General features: G+C 69.3%; 20 protein-coding genes. 12 read left to right on the top strand and 8 right to left on the bottom strand.

The genetic code is table 11. From position 1 onward, the window contains the following. Window position 1: 1 nt before the first annotated feature. On the bottom strand, window positions 2-718 hold the full coding sequence (locus I4J89_RS05065) for a MarR family transcriptional regulator (RefSeq protein WP_196412799.1): 717 nt from the start codon (window positions 716-718) through the stop codon (window positions 2-4). 225 nt (window positions 719-943) lie between these two features. On the opposite strand from I4J89_RS05065, the gene I4J89_RS05060 reads away from it, so the two are divergent. The 5 genes from I4J89_RS05060 to I4J89_RS05040 all read left to right on the top strand — a co-directional run bounded on the left by I4J89_RS05060 (window position 944) and on the right by I4J89_RS05040 (window position 4,598). Beyond that, window positions 944-1,606, top strand: coding sequence for a DUF4097 family beta strand repeat-containing protein (locus I4J89_RS05060; protein WP_196412620.1), 663 nt, complete (start codon window positions 944-946; stop codon window positions 1,604-1,606). Between the two features lie 34 nt (window positions 1,607-1,640). Then, entirely contained in the window at window positions 1,641-2,591 is a 951-nt protein-coding gene (locus I4J89_RS05055) for an ATP-binding cassette domain-containing protein (RefSeq protein ID WP_196412619.1), read from the top strand. Then, complete coding sequence (locus I4J89_RS05050; RefSeq protein ID WP_196412618.1) at window positions 2,588-3,370, top strand: ABC transporter permease; 783 nt, start codon at window positions 2,588-2,590, stop codon at window positions 3,368-3,370. The genes I4J89_RS05055 and I4J89_RS05050 overlap by 4 nt, the downstream gene beginning before the upstream one ends. A 72-nt stretch (window positions 3,371-3,442) precedes the next feature. Beyond that, entirely contained in the window at window positions 3,443-3,979 is a 537-nt protein-coding gene (locus I4J89_RS05045) for a PadR family transcriptional regulator (protein ID WP_196412617.1), read from the top strand. Next, a complete protein-coding gene (locus I4J89_RS05040) occupies window positions 3,963-4,598 on the top strand; it encodes a GyrI-like domain-containing protein (RefSeq protein WP_196412616.1) in 636 nt (211 codons plus the stop codon). Before I4J89_RS05045 ends, I4J89_RS05040 begins: the two co-directional genes overlap by 17 nt. A 52-nt stretch (window positions 4,599-4,650) precedes the next feature. On the opposite strand, the gene I4J89_RS05035 is transcribed toward I4J89_RS05040, so the two are convergent. After that, on the bottom strand, window positions 4,651-5,580 hold the full coding sequence (locus I4J89_RS05035; protein WP_196412615.1) for a hypothetical protein: 930 nt from the start codon (window positions 5,578-5,580) through the stop codon (window positions 4,651-4,653). A 251-nt stretch (window positions 5,581-5,831) separates the two neighbouring features. Between I4J89_RS05035 and I4J89_RS05030 the strand changes: the two genes are divergently transcribed. After that, window positions 5,832-6,074, top strand: a complete 243-nt coding sequence (locus tag I4J89_RS05030; RefSeq protein ID WP_196412614.1) for a hypothetical protein — start codon at window positions 5,832-5,834, stop codon at window positions 6,072-6,074. Here the strand turns inward: I4J89_RS05030 and I4J89_RS05025 are convergent. Both I4J89_RS05025 and I4J89_RS05020 read right to left on the bottom strand, forming a co-directional pair. After that, complete coding sequence (locus I4J89_RS05025) at window positions 6,071-7,312, bottom strand: PP2C family protein-serine/threonine phosphatase (protein WP_196412613.1); 1,242 nt, start codon at window positions 7,310-7,312, stop codon at window positions 6,071-6,073. The two genes, I4J89_RS05030 and I4J89_RS05025, sit on opposite strands and share 4 nt — an antisense overlap. Before the next feature lie 16 nt (window positions 7,313-7,328). Next, on the bottom strand, window positions 7,329-7,589 hold the full coding sequence (locus I4J89_RS05020; RefSeq protein ID WP_196412612.1) for a hypothetical protein: 261 nt from the start codon (window positions 7,587-7,589) through the stop codon (window positions 7,329-7,331). A gap of 314 nt (window positions 7,590-7,903) precedes the next feature. On the opposite strand from I4J89_RS05020, the gene I4J89_RS05015 reads away from it, so the two are divergent. The 4 genes from I4J89_RS05015 to I4J89_RS05000 are packed head-to-tail and all read left to right on the top strand — an operon-like array spanning window position 7,904 to window position 11,671. Continuing rightward, window positions 7,904-9,175, top strand: coding sequence for an AI-2E family transporter (locus I4J89_RS05015; RefSeq protein WP_196412611.1), 1,272 nt, complete (start codon window positions 7,904-7,906; stop codon window positions 9,173-9,175). After that, on the top strand, window positions 9,172-10,155 hold the full coding sequence (locus tag I4J89_RS05010) for a diacylglycerol/lipid kinase family protein (protein ID WP_196412610.1): 984 nt from the start codon (window positions 9,172-9,174) through the stop codon (window positions 10,153-10,155). Before I4J89_RS05015 ends, I4J89_RS05010 begins: the two co-directional genes overlap by 4 nt. Further along, window positions 10,124-10,915 carry a GAF and ANTAR domain-containing protein gene (locus I4J89_RS05005; RefSeq protein ID WP_230858327.1) on the top strand — a complete coding sequence of 264 codons (792 nt, stop codon included), beginning with the start codon at window positions 10,124-10,126 and terminating at the stop codon, window positions 10,913-10,915. The genes I4J89_RS05010 and I4J89_RS05005 overlap by 32 nt, the downstream gene beginning before the upstream one ends. 24 nt (window positions 10,916-10,939) lie before the next feature. Beyond that, window positions 10,940-11,671 carry a GAF and ANTAR domain-containing protein gene (locus I4J89_RS05000; RefSeq protein WP_196412609.1) on the top strand — a complete coding sequence of 244 codons (732 nt, stop codon included), beginning with the start codon at window positions 10,940-10,942 and terminating at the stop codon, window positions 11,669-11,671. Between the two features lie 6 nt (window positions 11,672-11,677). On the opposite strand, the gene I4J89_RS04995 is transcribed toward I4J89_RS05000, so the two are convergent. Then, window positions 11,678-12,700, bottom strand: a complete 1,023-nt coding sequence (locus I4J89_RS04995) for a fatty acid desaturase family protein (protein ID WP_196412608.1) — start codon at window positions 12,698-12,700, stop codon at window positions 11,678-11,680. A gap of 317 nt (window positions 12,701-13,017) precedes the next feature. On the opposite strand from I4J89_RS04995, the gene I4J89_RS04990 reads away from it, so the two are divergent. Continuing rightward, entirely contained in the window at window positions 13,018-13,443 is a 426-nt protein-coding gene (locus I4J89_RS04990) for a DUF5994 family protein (protein WP_196412607.1), read from the top strand. Between the two features lie 14 nt (window positions 13,444-13,457). Here the strand turns inward: I4J89_RS04990 and I4J89_RS04985 are convergent, their stop codons facing one another. From I4J89_RS04985 to I4J89_RS04975, 3 genes are all read right to left on the bottom strand, one after another. Next, complete coding sequence (locus I4J89_RS04985; protein WP_196412606.1) at window positions 13,458-15,119, bottom strand: Na+/H+ antiporter; 1,662 nt, start codon at window positions 15,117-15,119, stop codon at window positions 13,458-13,460. A gap of 65 nt (window positions 15,120-15,184) precedes the next feature. Continuing rightward, complete coding sequence (locus tag I4J89_RS04980) at window positions 15,185-16,435, bottom strand: WD40 repeat domain-containing protein (RefSeq protein ID WP_230858326.1); 1,251 nt, start codon at window positions 16,433-16,435, stop codon at window positions 15,185-15,187. A 69-nt stretch (window positions 16,436-16,504) separates the two neighbouring features. Continuing rightward, a complete protein-coding gene (locus I4J89_RS04975; RefSeq protein ID WP_230858325.1) occupies window positions 16,505-19,903 on the bottom strand; it encodes a PQQ-dependent sugar dehydrogenase in 3,399 nt (1,132 codons plus the stop codon). Window positions 19,904-20,152: 249 nt separating this feature from the next. Between I4J89_RS04975 and I4J89_RS04970 the strand changes: the two genes are divergently transcribed. Continuing rightward, complete coding sequence (locus I4J89_RS04970; protein WP_196412796.1) at window positions 20,153-22,372, top strand: MMPL family transporter; 2,220 nt, start codon at window positions 20,153-20,155, stop codon at window positions 22,370-22,372. Window positions 22,373-22,381 lie beyond the last annotated feature (9 nt).

Raw genomic sequence — 22,381 nt, 5'->3', positions numbered from 1 at the left:
GTTACCGCTCGGCTTTCGTGTAGAGGATCTCGCGTGCCTGCTCCGCGGCCCGGACGATGCTCTCGCCGATGAACTCGACGAAGCGGGCGATGCTCTCCAGGCGGACCGCCGCCGGAGTGTCCGCGCCGAGGATGCTGACGCCCTGCCGTGCGGTCTCCGCGAGCTGGGCGTTGGCTCGGGCGCTGGCGATCGTCGACTGGTAGAAGACGTCGTCGTCGACGACGTAACGCTCGCGGCGGCGCTCGTCGCGTTCCCGGCGAACGAGACCCAGGCTCTCGAGCAACGTGATCGCTTTGGAGATGGACGCGGCGCTGACCTGCAGGTGCTGGACGAGCTCGGACGCGGTGACGGTGCCCGTGTCGGTGGTGTAGAGGCGGGTGAGCACCCGAGCCGTCATCTTCGGCAAGCCCGATTGGATGAAGACGGCGGCGAGGGTGTCCTCGTAGTCGCGCACGGCTTCGGTATCGCGCCCGTGCGGCTGCGCGGGCGCCTGTGACCCCCGCGACGTGGACTGCCTGCGCCGATGGGCGCGGCGCTCGGTGGCGTGGTGGGCCAGGTCGGCGCGGTAGGCGGTCGGCCCGCCGTTGCGCATCACCTCACGCGTGATCGTCGAGGTGGGCCGATCGATGCGCCTGGCGATCTCCGCGTAGGCGAGCCCGTCGGCCAGCCCCAACGCGATCTGCTGGCGTTCCTGCTGAGTGAGCCTGCCTCCCGGCATCGCCGCCTCCTTCTCCTTGCTGGACCACCGCAGCATAGCGTTCACTCTCTAGCCATTGCAACGCGTTGAGTCGTGGCGTTGCATTATCTTTCAAGGCCGTTGCAACGAAATACTGCCTTTGAACTGGGCATTTACGTCTCGGATGCAACAAGCATGTTGCCTGATATCTGAACGCAACGTAGCGTTTCTCACGTCAGAAACGAGCGACGAACCCCGGAGAACACGATGCTGAAGTTCGACACCCCCGCCCCGATCGCGACCGTCCTGAACATCCCGGCCGGCCGCGTCCAGCTCATCGCCGCCGACCGCGCCGACACCACCGTCGAGGTCCGGCCCGCCGACCCCGGCAAGCGCCGCGACGTCCAGACCGCCGAGCAGACCACCGTCACCTACACCGACGGCGTCCTGCGCATCCACACCGAGCCCAAGAACCCGCTCTTCGGTTCGTCCGGATCCGTGGAGGTCACCGTCCAGCTGCCGGCCGGCTCCCGCGTCGAGGCCAAGACCGAGAGCTCCGAGCTGCGCGGTGTCGGCCGCCTCGGCGACGTCACCTTCGACGGCGCCTACCGGCAGATCAAGATCGACGAAGCCGCCGATGTCCGTCTCTCCGCCGTCGACGGCGACATCGAGATCAGCCGGCTCACCGGCTCTGCCGAGATCAGCACCCCCCGCGGCGACATCCGCATCGCCGAGGCCATCCGCGGCACCGTCGTGCTCACCACCCAGTCCGGCGACATCTCGATCACCGCCGCCGCCGGCGTCTCGGCCGCCCTGGACGCCGGCACCGGCTACGGCCGGGTCAGCAACGCCCTCAAGAACGACGGCACGACCGACCTCGACATCCGCGCCACCACCTCGCACGGCGACATCGACGCCCGCAGCCTCTGATCTCGCCCGCAGTCAGTCTCTGAGGAGCAGAACCATGACCAACCTGGCCATCGCAGCGCACGGGCTGCGCAAGTCCTACGGCGACAAGGTCGTGCTCGACGGCGTCGACCTGGCCGTTCCGGAAGGCACGATCTTTTCCCTGCTCGGCCCGAACGGCGCCGGCAAGACCACCGCCGTCAAAATCCTCTCCACCCTCATCTCACCCGGCCCGGCCTCCGGCGCCATCCGGGTCGGCGGCCACGACCTCACCGCCGACCCGCAGGCGGTACGCGCCGCGATCGGCGTCACCGGCCAGTTCTCCGCCGTCGACGGCCTGATCACCGGTGAGGAGAACATGCTCCTCATGGCGGACCTGCACCACCTCTCCAAGCCCGAGGGCCGCCGGGCCGCCGCCGAACTGCTGGAACGCTTCGACCTGGTGGAGGCCGCGAAGAAGCCCGCCGCCACCTACTCCGGCGGCATGAAACGCCGCCTCGACATCGCGATGACCCTGGTCGGCAACCCCCGGATCATCTTCCTCGACGAACCGACCACCGGCCTCGACCCGCGCAGCCGCCACAACATGTGGCAGATCATCCGCGAGCTCGTCTCCGACGGCGTCACCGTCTTCCTCACCACTCAGTACCTGGAAGAGGCGGACGAACTCGCCGACCGTATCGCCGTGCTCAACGACGGCAAGATCGCCGCCGAAGGCACCGCCGAGGAGCTGAAGCGGCTCATCCCGGGCGGGCACGTCCGGCTCCGCTTCACCGACCCGGCCGCGTATCAGGGAGCCGTCGCCACACTGCCGGACAGCACCCGCGACGACGAGTCGCTGTCACTGCAGATTCCCAGCGGCGGCAGCCAGCGCGACCTGCGCTCCATCCTCGAACGGCTGGACTCCGCCGGCGTCGAGGCGGACGAGCTGACCGTGCACACCCCCGACCTCGACGACGTGTTCTTCGCCCTGACCAGCACCGACCAGCCCAAGGAGACCGTCCGATGAGCACACTTGCCCTGGCCGCACGCGACTCGTCCACGATGCTGCGCCGCAACCTTCTGCACGCGCGGCGCTACCCGTCCCTCACCTTGAACCTGCTGCTCACGCCGATCATGCTGCTGTTGCTGTTCGTCTATATCTTCGGCGACACGCTCGGTGCCGGGCTGGGCGGCGGCCGCTCCGAGTACATCGCGTACCTCGTCCCCGGCCTCCTGCTGATGACCATCGGCAGCACCGTGATCGGCACCGCGGTCTCCGTCTCCAACGACATGACCGAGGGCATCATCGCCCGGTTCCGCACCATGGCGATCCACCGCGGTTCGGTGCTCGTCGGGCACGTCATCGGCAGTGTGCTGCAGTCGGTCATGAGCGTGGTCCTCGTCGGCGCCGTCGCCGTGGCCATCGGCTTCCGGTCCACCGACGCGACCGTCCTGGAGTGGCTGGCGGCGTTCGGGCTGCTCGTGCTCTTCGCCCTGGCGCTGACCTGGATCGCGGTCGGCATGGGGCTGGTCAGCCCGAACGCCGAAGCCGCCAGCAACAACGCGATGCCGCTGATCCTGCTGCCGCTGCTGTCCAGCGCGTTCGTCCCGGTCGACGCCATGCCCGGCTGGTTCCAGCCGATCGCCGAGTACCAGCCGTTCACGCCGGCCATCGAAACCCTGCGGGGCCTGCTGCTCGGCAGCGAGATCGGCCACAACGGGTGGCTCGCGGTCGTCTGGTGCGTGGGACTCGCGGTGCTCGGCTACTTCTGGTCGACCTCGACCTTCAACCGCGACCCGAAGTAGTCGCATTTCCCAGGCCCGAGGGGCGGCGGCGTACGCCGCCCCTCGGGCCTATTCTAGCGCTAGAATACTGCCGTGGATCTGACTCCGGCTGAACTGACCGTGCTGGGCCTGGTGATCGAGCGCCCACAGCACGGCTACGACCTGGAGCAGATGATCGAGCAGCGCGGGATCCGGCAGTGGACCGACATCGGCTTCTCCTCGATCTACTACCTGCTCACCAAGCTGGAGCGGCGCGGCCTGCTGCACGTCCCGGACGCTCCGGCCGCCGCGAAATCCCGTCGCGTCTTCCACGCCACGGCCGAAGGCCGCGAGGTCGCCGCGCGTACCGCGCTGGTTCTCATCGCCGAGCCTCGGCCGGCGCCGAGCCCGCTGCTGGTCGGCGTCGCCAACCTGCCCCTGCTCTCACCGCGGGAATACGCGCGGGCGCTGCGCGCCCGGCTGGCGCGGATCGAAACCCGGATCGCCGCGGTCGAAGCGGCGCGGCAGGCGCAGGCCTCCGTCCTCCCGCCGGCGGCACGAGAGGTGTTCTCGTACTCACTGAGCCTCCTGGAGGCAGAAAGGCAGTGGCTCGCCACCCGAGCCGAGGTGCCCGATGACGAACAAGATTGACTTCCGGAAAACCCTCGACGCCTACCGGGCACGAGCGGGCCAGATCCGCATCCTGGCCGTCCCTGACCTGCGCTATCTGATGATCGACGGCCACGGCGATCCGAACACGTCACCCGCCTTCACCGAGGCGGTCGAAACGCTCTACCCGGTGGCGTACAAGTTGAAGTTCACCAGCAAGAACGAGCTCGGGCGCGACTACGTCGTCCCACCTCTGGAAGGTCTGTGGTGGGCCGAGGACATGGCTGCCTTCACCACCACGCGAGACAAGTCCCGGTGGGACTGGACGCTGATGCTCATGGTCCCCGACTGGATCGATCAGGCCACGTTCGTCACCGCCGTCGAGCGAGCCGGCGCGAAAAAGCAGCCGCCACGTCTCGGCGACGTCCGCCTGGAGTCCCTGGCTGAGGGCCGGTGCGTCCAGACCCTGCACGTCGGCTCGTTCGACGACGAGGCGGCCGTGCTCGCACGACTGCATCACGAGTTCATTCCCGGCCAAGGCCTCCGCATGGCCGGGAAACACCACGAGATCTACCTGAGCGACTTCCGCAAGGTAGCGCCTGAGAAACAGCGCACCATCCTCCGGCAGCCGGTCAGTTCCGAGACGCCGGCCGCCGCGTAGCAGACGAACGGCCCCGCGGAGTTCCGCGGGGCCGTTCCAGGTCGCAGCCGGATCAGCCGGCGACCGTGATGTTGAAGGTGGCGAGGTTTGCGCCGTCGGTCTGCGCGACCACGTCGCCGGCGACCTCCACCAGCGTCGTCGCGGTGCCGATCGGACCGGCCGGGGTCTCGGCGGGCGCGGTCAGCACCCACTCGAAGGCTCGCTCCTGGCCCTCGGCCAGCTGCCCGCCGTACAGCGTGCAGCTGACACTGTTGCCGCCCGGCGGGATGGGCAGCTGATCCCCACCGAAGCAGACCTCGCTCGGCTCGATACGCGACAAGCTGTCGATGCCCGCCGGCGTCGCCAGCTCGGTGAACAGGTCCCGGTGCGGGGCGTCGCTGTTGTTGCGGACGGTGACCGGCACACGGCCGGCGAAGGTGCCGTCCTCCTGCCGGGTCAGGGTCACGTCGCCCGCCGCCACGCTCAGCGCCTGGGTGGTGTCCGCCACGTACGGACTCGGGTTGCGCAGCGACCCGGTGGTGGAGCGGAACAGCGCGGGGAACTCAGCGGTGACACCGTCGACCTCGACGCTGCCGTTCAGCGGTGCGATCTGAGCGTACGCCTGCGGCTTCGCCGGCGAGCGGAACTGGACCGTGACCACGGTGCTGCGGCCGGGCTTGATGACCTTGTCGAGCCCACACATCGCGATGGTGCGATTGTCCGGCGTCGTGTTGTGGCCGCAGCCGGAGGCACCCTCGGTCTGGACGAAGGTGTACGGCATCGGCTCGGTGATCGTGATGCCGCCGCTGAAGGGCTCGCTCGTGCCGTTGCGGACGACGATGCGGATGCTGCCGGTGTGGCCGTACTCCGCCGGTTCCAGGATCAGGCGGTTCACGGCGACCGTCACGGTGCCGACCGGAGCGGCCTGGGCCGCGACGGCGCCGCCGAGTACGACAGAACTCGCTGCGAGCGCGATGGCGCCCGCGCGCATGAGGGTACGCAAGTGTGACTTCTCCTCTACATCGATACCCCGTACCGGGCGGTTCGCGCCCGGTGATCGATTCGGGAGTCACCCTAGCGACGATCGACCTGTCTCGCTGCCTCAATCGGTCCGCTTCGGACTCGAAGGGCGCCTTGACGTGCGCTTCCGCAGCCCTCGGTCGGCCAAGAGTGAGCTATCTCGCAAGCCTCTTGCATTCGGCCGCGATCGCCTCGCGTGGTGTGATCGCGCATCCGGCCGGGTAGATCCACGGAATGACTTCGCACGATGAGGACTCCTTCCGGCAACGGACCGCCGCGACGATGCACGACACCGCGGAGAAGCTGGAAGTCGCCGAGGCCATCCTGCATCGCAGCGCCGAGGACTCGCCGGACCCGGCCACCACCACACGGCTGCACACCCTCGGCGACGACGTCACCGCGCAGGCACGGGCCATCGCCGAGCGCGCCGACCTGCTCACGCAGGCGGACACCGACCGCCAGGAGGCCCGGCGCTAGACCGCGCCGATCGGTGTGCTGGCGCGGTGGGGATCGGCGCCGGCGGTGGTGTCGCGAGTGTCGCCGTGATTGCCGTGCCAGTCGAGCACCAGCAGGCAGGCATCATCCGCCAGGGTGGGCCCGGCGACCTCGAGGACGAGGTCACCGATTACGCGCACGACCTCACGGGGATGCAGCCCGCTCAGCTCCCGCAGTCGCACGGGCAGGTCGAGAGCGGCCGCGCCCCGCTCCAGCATGCCGTCGGTGACCAGCACCAGCCGGTCACCGGGCTGCAGACTGATCTCGACCTCCAGGTAGGTCCGGTGACGTAGCACCCCGAAAGGCCGGTTGGCCGGCAGCGCCACCGGCTGGGTGATCCCGTCGCGGACCAGCAGGGGCGTCGGGTGTCCGGCGTTGACGACGGCCAGGATCCCGGTGCGCAGGTCCAGGCGGCCGACCAGACCGGTGGCGAGAGTGAACCCGCCGGGAGCGTGGTCGAGCAGCGCGTTGTTCGCGTCCTGTGCCTGTTCGAGCAGGGTGCCGCCGCCGCGGCGGGTGTTGCGCAGGCTGCCGACGCACAGGGTCGCGGTCAGCGCGCTCTGAACGCCGTGCCCGACGGCGTCGGTGATGCTCAGATGCAGGTGATCCCGGGCGACGCTGTAGTCGAAGGTGTCACCGCCGATGCTCGCTGCCGGTTCCAGCCATGCCGCCAGAGTGAACGAATCGGCTTCGCAGGTGAACGACGCGGGCAACAGCCGACGCTGGATCTCCGCGGCGAGGGTGAACGGAGTGGTGCGCTGTCCCCACTCGAACAGGTCGGTGTGCCGGCGGTTGGCGATGATCACGAACGCCAGGGTGTGCGCAGCCCTCGACACCGTCTGCACGACTGCCTCTGAGGGCGCCAACGGCAGGCCGATCTCCAGCAGTCCGATGGCTTCCCCGCGTTGGGTAACCGGCGCTCGGACCACGAACATGCCACCGGATTCCTCGATCAGCACGCGCTGGCTACGCAGCGCCTGTTCCGGTGGCCCGCCGTCGAAGGGCAGCACCATCGCGACGTCGCGGTCCTGCTGACGTCCGTCGGGCAGGTCGCCGAACGGGACGTGCGACAGCCGTACCAGGGCGCGGCCGCTCATGTCCGCCATGAGGAATGACACCGACAACGCGCCGAGGTGTGCCCCGATGCTGCGGGTCACCGCCACCACTGCGTCGACCGGGGCGGCCTTTTCCACCTGGAGCAACACATCGCTCAGATCCATACCGCATCCGCACTGGCTACAGATATTGGCCCGTGTTCTCGCTGTCCTGCTTCGCCACCCGTACGGAAACCACGTTGGCAAGGTTGATGAGCACGGCGGTCTCGTCGGCCTCACGGTTGTATCTGGCTCGCGTCAGGATCAGACTGCGCCGCTCGTCCAGGGCCCGGGCAATCGCCTCGACCGCCTCTTCCGGACCCGCGAAGTCGCTGGTCAGCACCGACACGTCCTCACCGCCGACCGGGTGGAAACGGACGATCAGTTCAACTCTGTCCGGCACGATCCACTCCTGCCGTCCTCGATCCGCGACCGTAATCGGAGTCGCGATTCACCACGAATCGCTATCAAAATCAACGTAGCACGCATTGTTGATCTGAACCGACTGCCGAGGCACAGTTTGCGATCCGCCCGGTGGGGTAGTCCTGATATACAACGTTCGATGCCGTGATCATGCCATTTGCCTGGTCACGGCGGCCGTCCGGACCGCTGCGGCCGCATTTCCTCTCTGCCGCAGCAGCTTGTCCGCACGATGCGTTGTCGTCGACGTCCCAGCTCCGAGCGGTTCTCGTTCCACGTCGGTGAGGAGCTGACGAGATGCCCCTGGTCTGGGTGGACACCGCCCGTAGGCGGGCACAGAACCGGTTGTCGGTCGCCCGGCGCACCTGGACACCGCCACCGTTCACCGCGGATCCGTCGCTCGGTGAGGCGTCGGTCGTACTGGTGGAACAGGCCACCCCTTCGGTGGACGACGGTCTGCCGCGCGGCGTACGCCTCGCGGGGGCCTGGGCCTGGCGGATCATCCTGTTCATCGCAGCCGCGTACCTGCTGATCCGGGTGATCAGCATGCTCCGGATCGTGGTCATCCCCATCGCGATCGCACTGCTGCTGGCCGCGCTCTTCGAACCGCTGGCGGCCGCCCTGCGTAGGCGGCACATGAACCGCTCGCTCGCTGCCGGGCTCGTTCTCGTCAGCGGGCTGATCGTGGTGTTCGGCGGCCTCACGCTCATCGTGCAGACGTTCATCTCGCAGCTGGACGACCTGAGCACGCAGGTCGGCGAAGGCATCGCCGAGGTGCAGGGGTGGCTGGCCCAAGGACCACTGCACCTGTCCCAGAGTCAGCTCAGCGACGGTCTGGTCCGGCTGCAGAACGCGATCACCGAGAATCAGGGCGCACTGACTTCCGGGGCGCTGAGCACCGCCACCACCCTCGGCGAAGTCGTGGCCGGCTTCTTCCTCGTACTGTTCACCCTCTTCTTCTATCTCCGTGACGGCGGGCAGATCTGGACGTTCGTGTGCCGGATGCTGCCGCGTACCGCCCGGATTCCCGCCGCCCGGGCCGGGCACTACTCCTGGCACACCCTGGTGTCGTACGTACGCGCCACCGTCCTTGTCGCCTTCGTCGACGCGGCCGGCATCGGCATCGGTCTCGCGATCCTGCGCGTTCCCCTCGCCCTGCCGCTGGCGGCCCTCGTCTTCCTCAGCGCCTTCATCCCCGTCATCGGCGCCACGCTCTCCGGTGCCGTCGCCGTCCTGGTCGCACTGGTCACCGTCGGCCCGATCAAGGCGCTGATCGTCCTGGCCGTGGTCATCGCCGTACAACAACTCGAAGGCCACGTCCTGCAACCACTGATCATGGGCCGCGCTGTCGCCCTGCACCCGCTGGCCGTGATCCTCGCCATCGCCATCGGTGTCGTCGTCGCCGGCATCATCGGCGGGCTCGTCGCCGTACCGGTGCTCGCAGTGCTCAACACCGCCATCCGATACCTGTTCCACCACCCCGACGGCGAACCGACCCCGGATCGCGAGGCGCCGGGAACCAAGCCGGCTGACGAACTCTCACCCGCGGAAAGCGAGTTGCCACGATGACGGTCACCACCGGCCAGAGCAGGACCAACCAGGCGCCCCGATCGGCGGTTGTGGTCAACCCTTCGAAGATCGACGACATCGGCGAGCTACGTCGTACCGTGGATGACACGCTGTCGGCGGCCGGCTGGCCGGCCCCGCGATGGTTCGAGACCACCGCGGACGACCCTGGCCTCGGGCAGACCCGCACGGCCATCGAGTCGGGCGTCGAGGTGATCTTCGTCTGCGGCGGCGACGGTACCGTGATGTCCGCGGTGTCGGCGCTGGTGGGCACCGAGGTGTCGATGGCCGTTCTGCCCGCCGGTACCGGCAATCTGCTCGCCGCGAACCTGGGGCTGTCGACCGATCTGGCCGCCGGTCTCGCCGTCGCGCTGGAGGGCGGCCTTCGGCACCTGGATGTCGGCGCCTTCGAGGGCCGGCACTTCGCCGTGATGGCAGGCATGGGCTTCGACGCCCACATGCTCGAAGCGACGTCGGACACGGCGAAGGCGAGCATCGGCTGGCCGGCGTACGTACTCGGCGCGGTGAAGCATCTCAGGGACCGGCCGATGCGGGTCACGGTGAGCATCGACGGCGGGACGCCGATGCGGCGCCGCGCCCGGTCGGTACTGGTCGCCAACGTGGGCCGGCTGCAGGGCGGGGTGCGGCTGTTAGGTGACGCGCAGCCCGACGACGGCATCCTGGACATTGCCATCCTGACGCCCAACACGCTGCGCAAATGGGTACGCCTGGGATGGGGGCTGCTGCGGCGCAGCGACCGCGTCCCGTCGATGGAGGTCTTCCGCGGGAGCCGGATCGAAGTGATCAGCAACCGGCCGCAGCCGCGTCAGCTCGACGGCGATCTCGTCGAGACCGGTGACCGGCTGCTCGTCGAGGTCATCCCGCAGTCCCTCTGGCTGTGTGTGCCGCAGCCGGCCGAGGATCCCGATCTCGCCGCCGACGAAGCGGCGGATGAGCTACCGACTTGGTCCGGCGTGGGATGAGACCCATCGGTCGGCGGTCCTCTCCCGCGCACCCGTCGTCATGACTTCGGCCGCGAACGAGGATGAGCACCGGACGCTGGTCCGGCGGCTCATCGAACGGCAGCCGGCGGATCTTGGCCTGCTGAAGCGGATCTGCGTCGCCTCCGCCGAGGCGTTGTCGGCCAGCGGTGCCGGGATCAGCGTGATGACCGCCGACGGGACGCGGGGAGTGTGCGCGACATCGGATCCGGTGAGTGAACGCGTCGAGGAGCTGCAGTACGTTCTCGGCGAGGGTCCGTGCATCGACGCCTTCGCGGCTCGCCGGCCGGTGCTCGCCGCGGATCTGTCCGATGCCGCGACCTTCCAGTGGCCGGTCTACGCTCCGGCCGCCCAGGACGACGGCGTATGCGCCGTCTTCGCGTTCCCGCTGCAGGTCGGGGCTGCACGGCTCGGCGTCATGGACATCTTCCGCGACCATGTGGGCCGGTTGACCGGTACGGAGCTGCAGACGGCGTTCACCTTCGCGGTGGTCACCGTGGAGGCGCTGCTCGACATGCAGCAGAACGGGGTCGCGCGCGACGGTGACGACACCGCGGTCCTGGATGTCGGGCGCCGCGCCGAGCTGTTTCAAGCGCAAGGGATGGTCATGATGCAGCTGGGGGTATCCATCGGTGAGGCACTCGTACGCATGCGGGCATACGCCTATGCCGAGAACCGCCGTCTCGAGGACGTCGCCCGCGATGTCGTCGAGCGACGGCTGCGGTGGGACGGTAACAAGTAATGAACGGCCATCAGGAGGCACGGCATGAACACCGTTTCTGCTGAGCGGCTAGCCACGATCTTCGTGGAGGCCGCCGATACCCTGGTCGACGAGTTCGACCTGCTCGAATTTCTGCACATGCTCACCGACCGGGCCCGCAGCCTGGTCGAGGCGGCCGCCGCCGGGCTCATGCTGGCCGACGAACGGGGGCAGTTGGAGTTCATGGCGGGTTCCGACGAGAACGTCCGCCTGGTCGAACTGTTCCAGTTGCAGAACGACCAGGGCCCGTGCCTGGAGGCGTTCCGTACCGGGCAGCCGATCATCAACATCGACCTGGGTGCCGCGACGGACCGCTGGTCTCGCTTCGCGCCGCGGGCGGTGGAGGCGGGCTTCCGGTCCGTCCATGCCTTCCCGCTCCGGCTGCGCACTCAGGTGATCGGCGCGCTGAACATCTTCGGCAGCTCCGCCGGCGGAGATTTCCACCCCGCCGACGTCCCGATCATGCAGGCGCTCGCCGACGTCGCGACCATCGGCCTGATGCAGGAACGCGCGATCCGCCGCAGTGAAGCGCTTACCGAACAACTACAGGGAGCCCTGAACAGCCGGATCATCATCGAGCAGGCCAAGGGCGCCCTCGCCCAGGTGCACGGGATCACCGTCGATGAGGCGTTCCGCCGGATCCGCGCGTACGCCCGGAACAACAACCGGCGGCTCACCGAGGTCTCCGAGCTCATCGTCACCGACCTGACCCGCCTGCCAGGCCTGATGCAGCCCTGACCGGACCTACCTCCGCTTGTCGCGCAGCGGGGCGCCCACCTCGTGCAGGTGCCGCAGTGCCTGCCGGTACGACTCGACCAGCCCCGTCTCCACGTACGGGACGCCCACCTGCGCGCAGTACGCCTTGACGATCGGTCGCGCCTTGCGCAGGTTCGGCGTGGGCATGGCGGGGAACAGGTGATGCTCGATCTGGTGGTTCAGACCGCCCAGCGCCGCGTCGATCAGCCAGCCGCCGGCGACGTTGCGCGAGGTCAGCACCTGCTTGCGCAGATAGTCCTCGTCGCCGGTCGGATGCGGCATCCCCTTGTGGTTCGGCGCGAACGTCATCCCGAGGTAGACACCGAACACCGCCTGATGCACCGCGGCGAACGCGAGCGCCTGCCAGGGCGACATGACGACGAGCAGAACGGTCACGTAGGTCACCAGGTGCAGGGCCATCAGGCCGGCCTCCAACGCCCGGTGCTTCATACCGGGTCGCCGGAGCGCCTTGATGCTGGAGATGCGCAGGTCGATGCTGAGCAGAGACAGCAGAGGGAAGAACAGTCCCGCCTGGTGACGTGCGACGAAAGCCTTCAGCCCACGCCGGCCCAGCGCCGACTCGGTGGCCCAGATCAGCAGCTCCGGCTGTACGTCCGGATCGAGATCGTCATGATTGGGATTGTTGTGATGGCGGGTGTGCTTATCGACCCACCACCCGTAACTCATCCCGACCCCGACGTTGCCGACCGACCGGCCGACCAGATCGCTGGTTCTCCTGGTGCGGAAGACCTGCCGATGGGCCACGTCGTGCGCCAGCAGGGCGACCTGCGAGAACGCGACGCCCATGAACCCGGCGACAGCGAGTTGCCACCACGACGAGCCGATCAGGAAGACGGCCGCCCAGGCGGCCGCGAACATCACGGCCACGACGGTCATGCGTACGGCGTAGTAGGCCGGTCGCCGCTCGAGCAGTCCAGCCTCGGTGATACGCCGGTTCAACGCGGCGAAGTCACTACCGGCCGTCCTCGGCCGGTCCAATGCGGACGTCATGACGTACGGGCCGCAGACGTGCTGAAATCGGGTCGCCGCGAAGCGGTACAAACAGGATCAAGAGCGCTCATCGCGCGACTCCCTCGCAACATGCTCCCCGCCACGATCGGACGTATTGGGTGAGCGGGACTTTGACGCAGGTTGCGGGAGTCTGGACAACCCTGCTTGTAGTGCTGGGAGAAGTACCCCGTCGCGCGCCCGTTAAACAGCGCCGAGGCGCGTACGGTGAAGGAATACCGGCTTCACGACGTCTCCCGACGAGCGCACCGCGCCCGCCCCTAGATGGCGCGGATGTCGCCTACACGGAAGGCCCGCTGATGCCCAAGACCGCCGACGCCGCACGACTGCGGCTGGACCCACATCCTTCCCGGACCACCCTCCTCGACGGCGCTTGGTGGCCCCGGTCGACCAACGCGATCACCGAGCTCCCCGGTCTGGTGGAAGCTCTGTCCGATTCCCGGGGTGAGATCACGCATGTGCTGCTGAACCCGGCCGAGTGGGACCTTCCGCATCCCCCGCGGGCCCACGCGGGCCGTTCGGCGGCACGGCTCGGCTGGTATTCCTCCCAGCCGGCCGGGCTGATCACCATCATGAGCGACTTCGGGCGCGACCGCTTCGACCTGCTGGTCGTCCCGCCGGACGCGAGCCCGAAGTCGGCCGACGCCGCCCTGACCGCCGCGGCGAACGCCGAGGACAACCAACACACCCCCGAGCTTCTCGCCCAGATCGAACGCGTCAGCTGAGCGGCTCCGCCGCCCTACCGTTGCACCGGCCGGTCCGGCAGCAGGTGCTCCTCATGGTCGAGTTCGCGTTCCAGGATGCGCAGGCCCTCGTCCGGAAGCCGGCCGGAATCACGCCACCGCAGCAGTTCCTCCCGCTGAGCGTCGAGCGCGGTACGGCGTACGTGCAACGCGGCCTCGTACAGCGGTGACACCGGCAGTCTGGCCGGATCGCTCTTGCGCAGGAGGGCGACCCGGCCACGGTATCGGGCCAGCCGCGCCCGCAACTGCGCGCGCATCGTCTCGATCTGATGGACGTGGATGTCGTCGTGTTCCTGCGCTTCCAGATCGTCGAGGGCGACGAGAGCCGCCTCGACGGAAGCCGCACGCGCCTCGTTACGCAGGCGGGCCTTGTCGTTCTCGTTCGCGCGCAACCCGAGCGCCCGGACCAGCGGCCCGAAGGTGAGACCCTGCCCCACCAGCGTGACGAGGACGACCACGAACGTGCAGAACAGCAGCAGGTCGCGATCGGGGAACGGCGTTCCATCGGCGGTGACCAGCGGCAACGTGAAGATTGCGGCAAGGCTGATCACGCCCCGCGTGCCCGACCAGCTCAGCGCGACGACCTCCCGGCCGGTCAACGGCGCCCCGTCGTCCGCCTCGGCGTCGCCCTTGCCTGATCTGTCGCTGCCCAGCCAGGTGTGCAGGGACCGGGGCAGCGACTGGGTCAACAGGAGCCACAGGGGCCGCAACAGCAGGACGACACCGACCGTGATCGCGACGGCGACGACGATGGTGGACGGTTCGTACTTCGCCAGGCCGCGGACCACCGCCGGCAACTGCTGACCGATCAACAGGAACACGAAGCCCTCGAGCAGGAAGTCGACAAGCCTCCACACCGCGCTGGTCTGCAGCCGGCCCGCGCCGGAGGCCGACCGCGGCGTGTGGTGCCCGACGATCAGCCCCGCCACCACGACGGCCAGCACGCCGGAGACATGTATCTGCTCGCCGAGGAGATAGGCGCCGAACGGAACACTGAGCGAGACCGCGTTGGCAATCAACGGGTCACCGCTCAACGGCCGGGACAGCAGGCGGACAGCGAAGGCGACCAGCACACCCACGGCCACCCCGCCGACCGCTGCGATCACGAACTGGCCGAGCGCGGCCGGCGCCGAGAAGCCGCCGTCCACGGCCGCCGCGACGGCGACGCTCAGGATGGTGAGAGCGGTGGCGTCATTGAGCAGCCCTTCACCCTGGATCAGGGTGACGAGACGGGGAGGTAGGCCGGCCTTGCGGCCGACCGCCAGCGCGGCGACCGGATCCGGCGGAGCCACCGCCGCACCGACCGCGATGCCGGCAGCCAGAGTGGCGCCGGCAACGAACCACGCGAAGCCCAGGCCGATCACCAGCGCGGTGAGCAGGACCAGAAAAACCGACAAACTCACCACGGTACGCAGATTGCGGCGGATCCCCAGCAGCGAGGAATCCAGGGCCGCGCTGTAGAGCAGCGGCGGCAACACGAAGGTCAGCACGATGTCCGGTTCGAGTGTGATGTTGGGTCCCGGCAGCAGCGCATAACCGACGCCGATGATCGGCAACATCGCCGCGGCGGGCAGCCCGGTCAGGTTGGCGACCCACCGCACCACCACGACCACGGCGACAGCGGCAAGGACGAAAGCCAGCAACACATGGACGCTCATGCCCTGACCTTTTCCAGGGAGCGGCCCCGGCATCCGCGATGCGTACGGTAAGTGACACCGCTGGGTCAGGCCGCGGTCTTAGTGGTGAGGCGCCACAGCCGAACCTTGCCGTCGTCGCCGGCGGTGATCAGACGTTTGTCGTCCGGGCTGATCCGCACTGCCCAGACCGGCCCGTCGTGCCCGGTCAAGGGCGAGCCCTCGGGGCTTCCGGTCGCGGCGTCCCACAGCCGTGCCGTCCCGTCGTCGCTGCCGGTGGCCAGCAGCTTTCCGTTCGGGCTGAACCGCATGGCGCGGACCGGCCCGGCATGACCGGTGAGGGGTGCGGCAGCCGGCCGACGGGTCGCCACGTCCCACAGCCGTACGGTGTTGTCGCCGCCGGAAGAGGTGGCCAGGCGTGTTCCGTCGGGGTTGAACGTGAGGGCGTACACCGGTCCGGAACTGCCGGTGAGTGGTTCGCCCGCGGGTTTGCCGGTGACCGGGTCCCACAGCCGTACGACGCTGCCGCCGTCAGAGGTGGCCAGGAGATGGCCGTCGGGGGTGAAGCTCATCGCGTACACCGGGCCGGGGTTCGCGGCCAGCGGCTCGCCGATCGACCGACCGGTGCTGGTCTGCCACAGCCGCACGGTGTTGTCGGCGCCGGCCGTCGCGAGGAGTTGGCCGTCCGGACTGAACACGACCGAACTGACCGCGCCGGCGTGACCGGTCATGGTGCGTACCAGAGATCCGGTGCCGGAATTCCACAGCCGAGCCGTGCCGTCGTCGCCGGCGGTGGCCACCAGTTTCTCGGTGGAGCTGAAGGTTACCGAGCGCACCGGCCCGACGTGGCCGGTCAGCGGCGATCCGGACCGCTTCCCGGTGGTGGGATCCCACAGCGACGCCTCGCGGTTGCCGGCGACGGCGAGCAGCTTGCCGTCGGCGCTGAACGCGATGGAGTTGATACGCCCGATGCCGCTGGCGAGCGGCCGTTCGGCCCGGCGTCCGGTCGCCGTGTACCACTGCCTTACCGCCCCGTGGCCAAAGGTGGCGAACACTTTCCCGTCCGGGCGCACGGCGATGATTCCCGCCTTACCTGGCACGACCCTGCGGGCGCTGGCGGCGCCGAAGGGCTCGCCTGCGGCGTCCGCGACCTGGCTGTGCGCTACGAGCTCCGGATTCAGGGCGAGCGCGGATTGCGAGTCGGCGCGCTCGGTGGCGACGGTGGCGGTGATCGCGAGCAGCCCGATCATGGCCGCGGCGATGGCCGGGCCGATGCGTCGTCGATGACCACCTACCAGAGAGTCGCTGTAGGTGTCTTTACGGTCTCTCTGCGTAGTCATTTCTGCACCGTAGCGATCTTGTCCGTCGGATGTTCGGCGCCTTCGCCGCGATTCATCCGGCCGGGTGCGCTACGAGGCGTAGATCGAGTACTTCGCGGTCCAGCGGGTGGACGTACCGAACGAGGACGGCCATGTGCCGAACGGGCGCGGCTGGCTCCAGGCACCCTGGTTGGCGCTGCCGGCGTCGTAGCTCATGTTGTTGTCGCCGTTGGTGTTGTACATGAGCCAGTACGCCGTGTTCGGCGCCAGCGTCGCGGCGACCGGCCGGCTGTTCCACGAGTTGGCGGTCAGCGTGCCGGACGTGCTCGACGCCACCAGCGTGCCCGGCGAGCCGTTCACGTCGGTGTAGACCGCCACCTGGTACTGGTTGGCCGGCGCGGCCTGCACCGCCTTGAGGTAGACGGAGATCTGGCTCACCGTGAGCGCGGTGGAGCCGTTGACGAACCGAGAGCCGTTCATGTAATTCATGTCGCCGGAGTCCAGCGAACCGCCCACCTCGTCGTACCCGAACCGCGGGGCGCTCGGGTCGATCGTGGTGAACGAGAACTGGTGGTCGGCCGCGAGCGCGTTGCCCGCCGAGTCGGTGACGCCCGTCCGGACGGTGACCGTGTACTGGGTGGAGGCGGCCAGCGCCGCGGACGGCGTGATCGTCGCCGCCTGGTTGGCCGCGTCATAGGCGACCGTCCGGTTGACCAGCGTGCCGCCCGGACCGCGTAGTTCCAGGTTCGCCGGGGTGATGCTGCCGGCCGCCATGCCCTCGCTGAACCGTACGGTGATCGGCGCATTCAAGGCCACTCCGCTGGCGCCGCCGGCCGGCGTAGTAGAGGTCACCGCCGGCGCGGCGGTGTCCGCGCCGGTGGTCGCGTAGATGGAGAACTTCGCGTTCCACCGGCTGGACCCGCCGAACGTCGCCGGCCAGGTGCCGAACGGCGTGGACGCGCTCCAGGCGCCCTGGTTGGCCGTTCCGGCGTCGAAGCTCATGTTGTTGTCGCCGTTGGTGTTGTACATGAGCCAGTACGGCGTGCCGGCGGCCAGCGTCGCGGTGATCGGCCGAGTGTTCCACGAGTTGGCGGTCAGCGTGCCCGACGTGCTGGTGGCCAACCGGGCACCGGGCGAGCCGTTCGCATCGGCGTAGATGGCGAGCTGGTACTGATTGTTCGGCGCCGGCTGCACGGCCTTCATGTACACCGACATGGACGTGACCGTGGCCGGGTCCGACCCGGTGACGAACCGCGAGCCGTTCATGTGGTTCATCTCGCCGGTGTCCAGCGACGTCCCGACCTGGGTGTAGCCGATCCGCTGCGGCGCCGGGACGGCCGTGTAGGTCGCGGTGTACGTCGTCGCCGCCGTGGGCGCGGTGATGACGTGGGTCTGCGCCCCGCCGTCGGACCACGACGCGAACGCCGAGGAACCCTGCGGCGACGGCGCGGACACCGAGTTGGTCGAGCCCTGGATCACCGTACGCGAGAACGGCGTGGTGCCCGACGACGAGCCGACGGTGAGCTGGAGTCCGGACGGCACGGTGTTGAAGGTCAGGTCGACCGTCTCAGGGTCCAGCCGGCGCGTCACGACGTGCCTCAGGCCCTCCTGGTCGGTGGCCACGAGCCGGAGCTCCAGATAGGACGGGAACTCGTGATCGGGCGCCTCGAACGACCCGGACGCGACGCCGGTCCAGCTGCGGATGGCGTGCTCGTGGCAGTTGTCCGGCGCGGAGCAGTGGTGCATGACCAGGTCCCAGTCGAGGCGGGACGCGGGTAGGTCGCCCTGCTGCGGATCGGTGGCGTGGCCGGAGAAGGCGATCGTGTCGCCGACCTTCCAGGTCGTGCTCACGGTCGGCGTGTCGATCACCGCGGTCGGCGCCTCGTTGCCGGGCGTGATGCTGACCGTGCTGGTGTGGGTGGCGTTCAACGTGTCGGTCACCGTCAGCCGCGCGGTGTACGAGCCCACCGCGTTGTAGGTGAACGTCGCCGTCGGCGAGGTGGAGTCGGTCACCCCGTCGTTGGTGAAGTCCCAGGCGTACCGCAGGCGACCCTCGTCGGCCGGATCGGGATCGGTGGAGCCGGCACCGTTGAACGTCACGGTCAGCGGCGCCGGGCCCTGCGTCGGCGACGCGTCGATGACCGCGCTCGGCGGCTGGTTGCCCGGGAAGTAACGCACCCGGCGGATGGTGCCGCCCAGGTCGGCGTAGTAGAGCTCGCCGCCGGGGCCAACCTCGAGGTCGACCGGGCCGGCGGCGTCGGAGACGAACGTCTGCAGGTTGGCCGCGCTGGGCAGGCCGCCCGGCGTGGACGGCAGCGACGCCCAGATGCACCGGCGCGAGTAGTCGGCGAAGAAGATCGCGCCGTTGTACGCGTCCGGATAGGGACCGCCGGCCGTCGGGTAGAACGCCACGCCGGTCGACGACGAGCTCCCGGTCGGGCAGGCCTCGCCCGCGACGAGCTTGCTGGCGTGGTTCCAGGCGACGAACGGCTGGGTGTGCGTACCCGCCGGTGCGGTGTAGAGGTTTTCGCAGATCGGCAGGTTGGCGCTGTCGTACCCGGGCTGCCGGCCGTTGCCCTCCCAGCACGGCCAGCCGAAGTTGGTCACGCCCGCGGTGGGGTCGACCACCCGGTTGACCTCTTCCCAGGTGGTCCACCCGGTGTCGGAGATCCAGGTCTCGTTGGTGCCCGGCCGCATGGTGATCCGGTACGGGTTACGCAGGCCGTTGGCGACGATCCGGCGGGTGTTCGGGTCGGCGGAGCCGATGTTCGGGTTGCCGGCCGCGGCCGCGCCGGTGGCCGGGTCGAGCCGCAACAGCGTGCCGTCCAGCTGCGTCTCGTCGGCCGGGGTCCGGATGTCCTGAGCTCGCAACGCCCCGCCCTCGCTGGGCGGGTCGGCGCACGGGTTGGTCGGCGCACCGGCGGGCAACTGGCCGTAGTCGACCGCGCTGAAGCTTGCGCCGTCACCGGCGGCGACGTAGAGCATCCCGTCGGCACCGAAGGCGAGGTCACCGATGGAGTGGCTCGGGAACTGCTGACACCAGTCGTGCAGCAGCACCTGCTCGCTGCCGGCGGTGTTGCCGCTGGCCCGCAGGCGGGAGAGCCGGCCGGTGACCACGCAGCGCCCGTTGTTCGCGTTGGAGCACACGTCGTTCCAGACCGGCGCGGTCTCGCCGGGCGGCGCGTCGTAGGTGTACAGCACGTAGACGTACGGGTCGGCGGGGAAGTCGGGCGCCAGCGCCATGCCGAGCAGGCCCCGGTCCCACTGGTTGTGCACGTTGACCGACAGGTCGGCGAACACCGTCGGGGTCGTGTCGGCGAGGTCGTCGAAGATCTTGATCCGGCCGCCCTTCTCGGCGACGAGGACGCGACCATCCGGCGCGAACTCCAGATCGACCGGCGAGCTGAGGCCGCTGAAGACGATCTGCTCCTGGAAACCGCTCGGCAGCGCGACCGCGGTCGCGGGCTGCGACCCGACGAACGACGACATCGCGAGCACGCTCGCAAATGCGACAAACCCATTGAGCGTACGCCGAAGCACGGGCATTCCCCTCCCCGGTCGGGACGGCTGTCCCCGTCCCAGAAGAATGACGAAATCCTATTTGGACGACGGGTCTCCGGGGCGTCGGCTGTCCGACTCGACCGCCCGCCGACCGGCCAGAACTGGCCATACGTCCGGAGGATGCACGTCGATCGATGACTGGCGCTCCACACACGAGGGTGTTTGCATGCCCCGGTGATGCTCATTGCGCTCGGCCGTTCGTGTGCCCGCCGGCGGTGGCCGATTCTCGGCGCCTGGCTCGTCCTGCTCGTCGCCGGGCTGGTCCTGGGCGGCCAGGTCTTCGACCGGCTCACGACCACCGACAGCCTGCGGAAGGACGCCGAGTCGCAGCTCGCGGACCGGCGGATCGACCAGTTGCAACCCGAAGGTCCGGTGGTCGTCGCCGTCGTCGGCGGGCGCGACGTGTTCGAGCAGGCGCTGGTCGACGACATCACGGCGGTCACCGGCGAGATCCGCGAGATGGACGGCGTCGCAGAGGTCGAGGACCTGTACGGCGCTCCGGGCGGGCGGATCGGTGCCGACAACCGGCGTTCGATGATCCGGGTCGAGCTGGAGCGCGGCCTGCCGGACGACCGGCGGGAGCGGGTGGAGGACGCGGTCGCCGACGCGCTGCACCGCATCGACGCGCCCGAGGTGCTGGTCGGCGGCGATAAGCTCGCCGAGCGCGCGTTCGCCGACCAGGCCATCGCGGACACCGCCTTCGGCGAGTCGGTCGCGATCGTCGTCCTGCTGATCGTGCTGGTGCTGATTCTCGGCGGTTTCGTGGCCGGCGCGATCCCGCTCGCCGCCGCGCTGGCCACCGTGTCGGTGACGCTGCTCGGTCTGTTCGGGCTGACCGCGCTCACCGGGGTCAGCGAGTTCACCGTCAACGTGGTCACGCTGCTCGGTATCGGGCTCGCCGTCGACTACGCGCTGCTGGTGATGGCTCGGTTCGTCGAGGAGCGCGACGCCGACCCCGACGCCCCGGTCGCCGACCTGGTCGCCCGCACCGTCGCGACCGCCGGCCGGACCGTACTGATCTCCGGGCTCGCCGTCGCCGCGGCGATGATCGGCCTGGCCGCGTTCGCCGAACCGCTGCTCGGCGCGATGGCGCTCGGCGGGGCGGTCGCGGTGCTGCTGGCCACCGCGGCCGGGCTGACCGCCGTACCCGCGCTCATCTCCGCGGCGCACCGCCGCATCCCGCGCTCCCGCGACTCGACTCGGGTGCTGGCGTTCCGCCGCGCGGTCGCGCTGCGTCGCCGCGCCGAGCCCGGGCCGGGCCTGCTCGCGCGGCTCGCCGCATTCGCGCAGGGCCGGCCGGCGCCGGTCGCCCTCGCCGTCGTGGCCGGCCTGCTCGCGCTGTCGCTGCCGTTCCTGCTCGCGGTCAATCTCGAGAACTCCGACGCCCGCGCGCTGCCCGCCTCGGCCGAGACACGCAAGCTTCAGGAGGCGGTGCAGCGCGACTTCAGCGGCGGCCAGGCAGACCCGATTGTCGTACTGGTCGACGCCGACCCGGCCGATTCCCCGATCCGCGACTTCATGAACGCGCTCAACACGCTGGACGGCGTGCTGCGGGTGGAACCGCGCCCCGACATCCTCGGGGCGGCCATCATCGACGTCACGCCGGAAGGCGAGACCGCCGGCCAGATCTCCCGCGACGTCGTACGCGCGATCCGGGCTCAGGACCCGCCGTTCCCGGTGCTCGTCGGCGGCGCCGCCGCGGAACTGGTCGACTACCGCGACTCGGTGGCCAGCCGTTTCCCCATCGCGCTGCTGATCGTCCTGCTGCCCACGGCGGCGCTGCTGTTCGTGCTGACCGGCTCGCTGATAGTGCCGCTCAAGGCGCTGCTGATGAACGCGCTCACCCTGCTGGCCACGCTCGGCGTGCTGGTCGTCGTATTCCAGTGGGGCATCGGCGACGCGCTGCTCGGCTTCAACTCATGGGGCGCGATCGACGTCACCACACCCGTCCTGCTGTTCGTGTTCGTGTTCGGGCTCTCGATGGACTACGAGGTGTTCCTGCTCGCCCGGATCAAGGAGGAGTGGGACGCCCTCTCTGTTTCCGGACGCCGCCCGCCAAACGGCGACCAAGCCGTACGCGCCGGCATCGAAAAGTCCGGCCCGGTCGTCACCGCCGCCGCGCTGTGCATCGGCGTGGTGTTCCTCGGCTTCCTGCTCGGCGACCTGATCGCCGTCAAGGAGATCGGTTTCGCGATGGCGGTGGCGCTGCTGCTCGACGTCACGGTCGTCCGCGGCCTGCTTCTGCCTGCACTGATGAGCCTGCTCGGTGAGTGGAACTGGTGGGCGCCGGCGCGGCTGCACCGGCTGCACGAGCGCTGGTTCGCGCCGCCCGCCGGCACCCCGGAGCGGGCGGCCGCGCGGTTGTCCGTGCGCCGGACAGCGAGCACGCATCGGTAGAGCCGCCGT

This window comes from Actinoplanes aureus, assembly GCF_015704865.1.
Lineage (GTDB): Bacteria > Actinomycetota > Actinomycetes > Mycobacteriales > Micromonosporaceae > Actinoplanes > Actinoplanes aureus.
The sequence above is the reverse complement of the archived record's forward strand: the minus strand, read 5'-3'. Positions and strand labels throughout refer to the sequence as shown.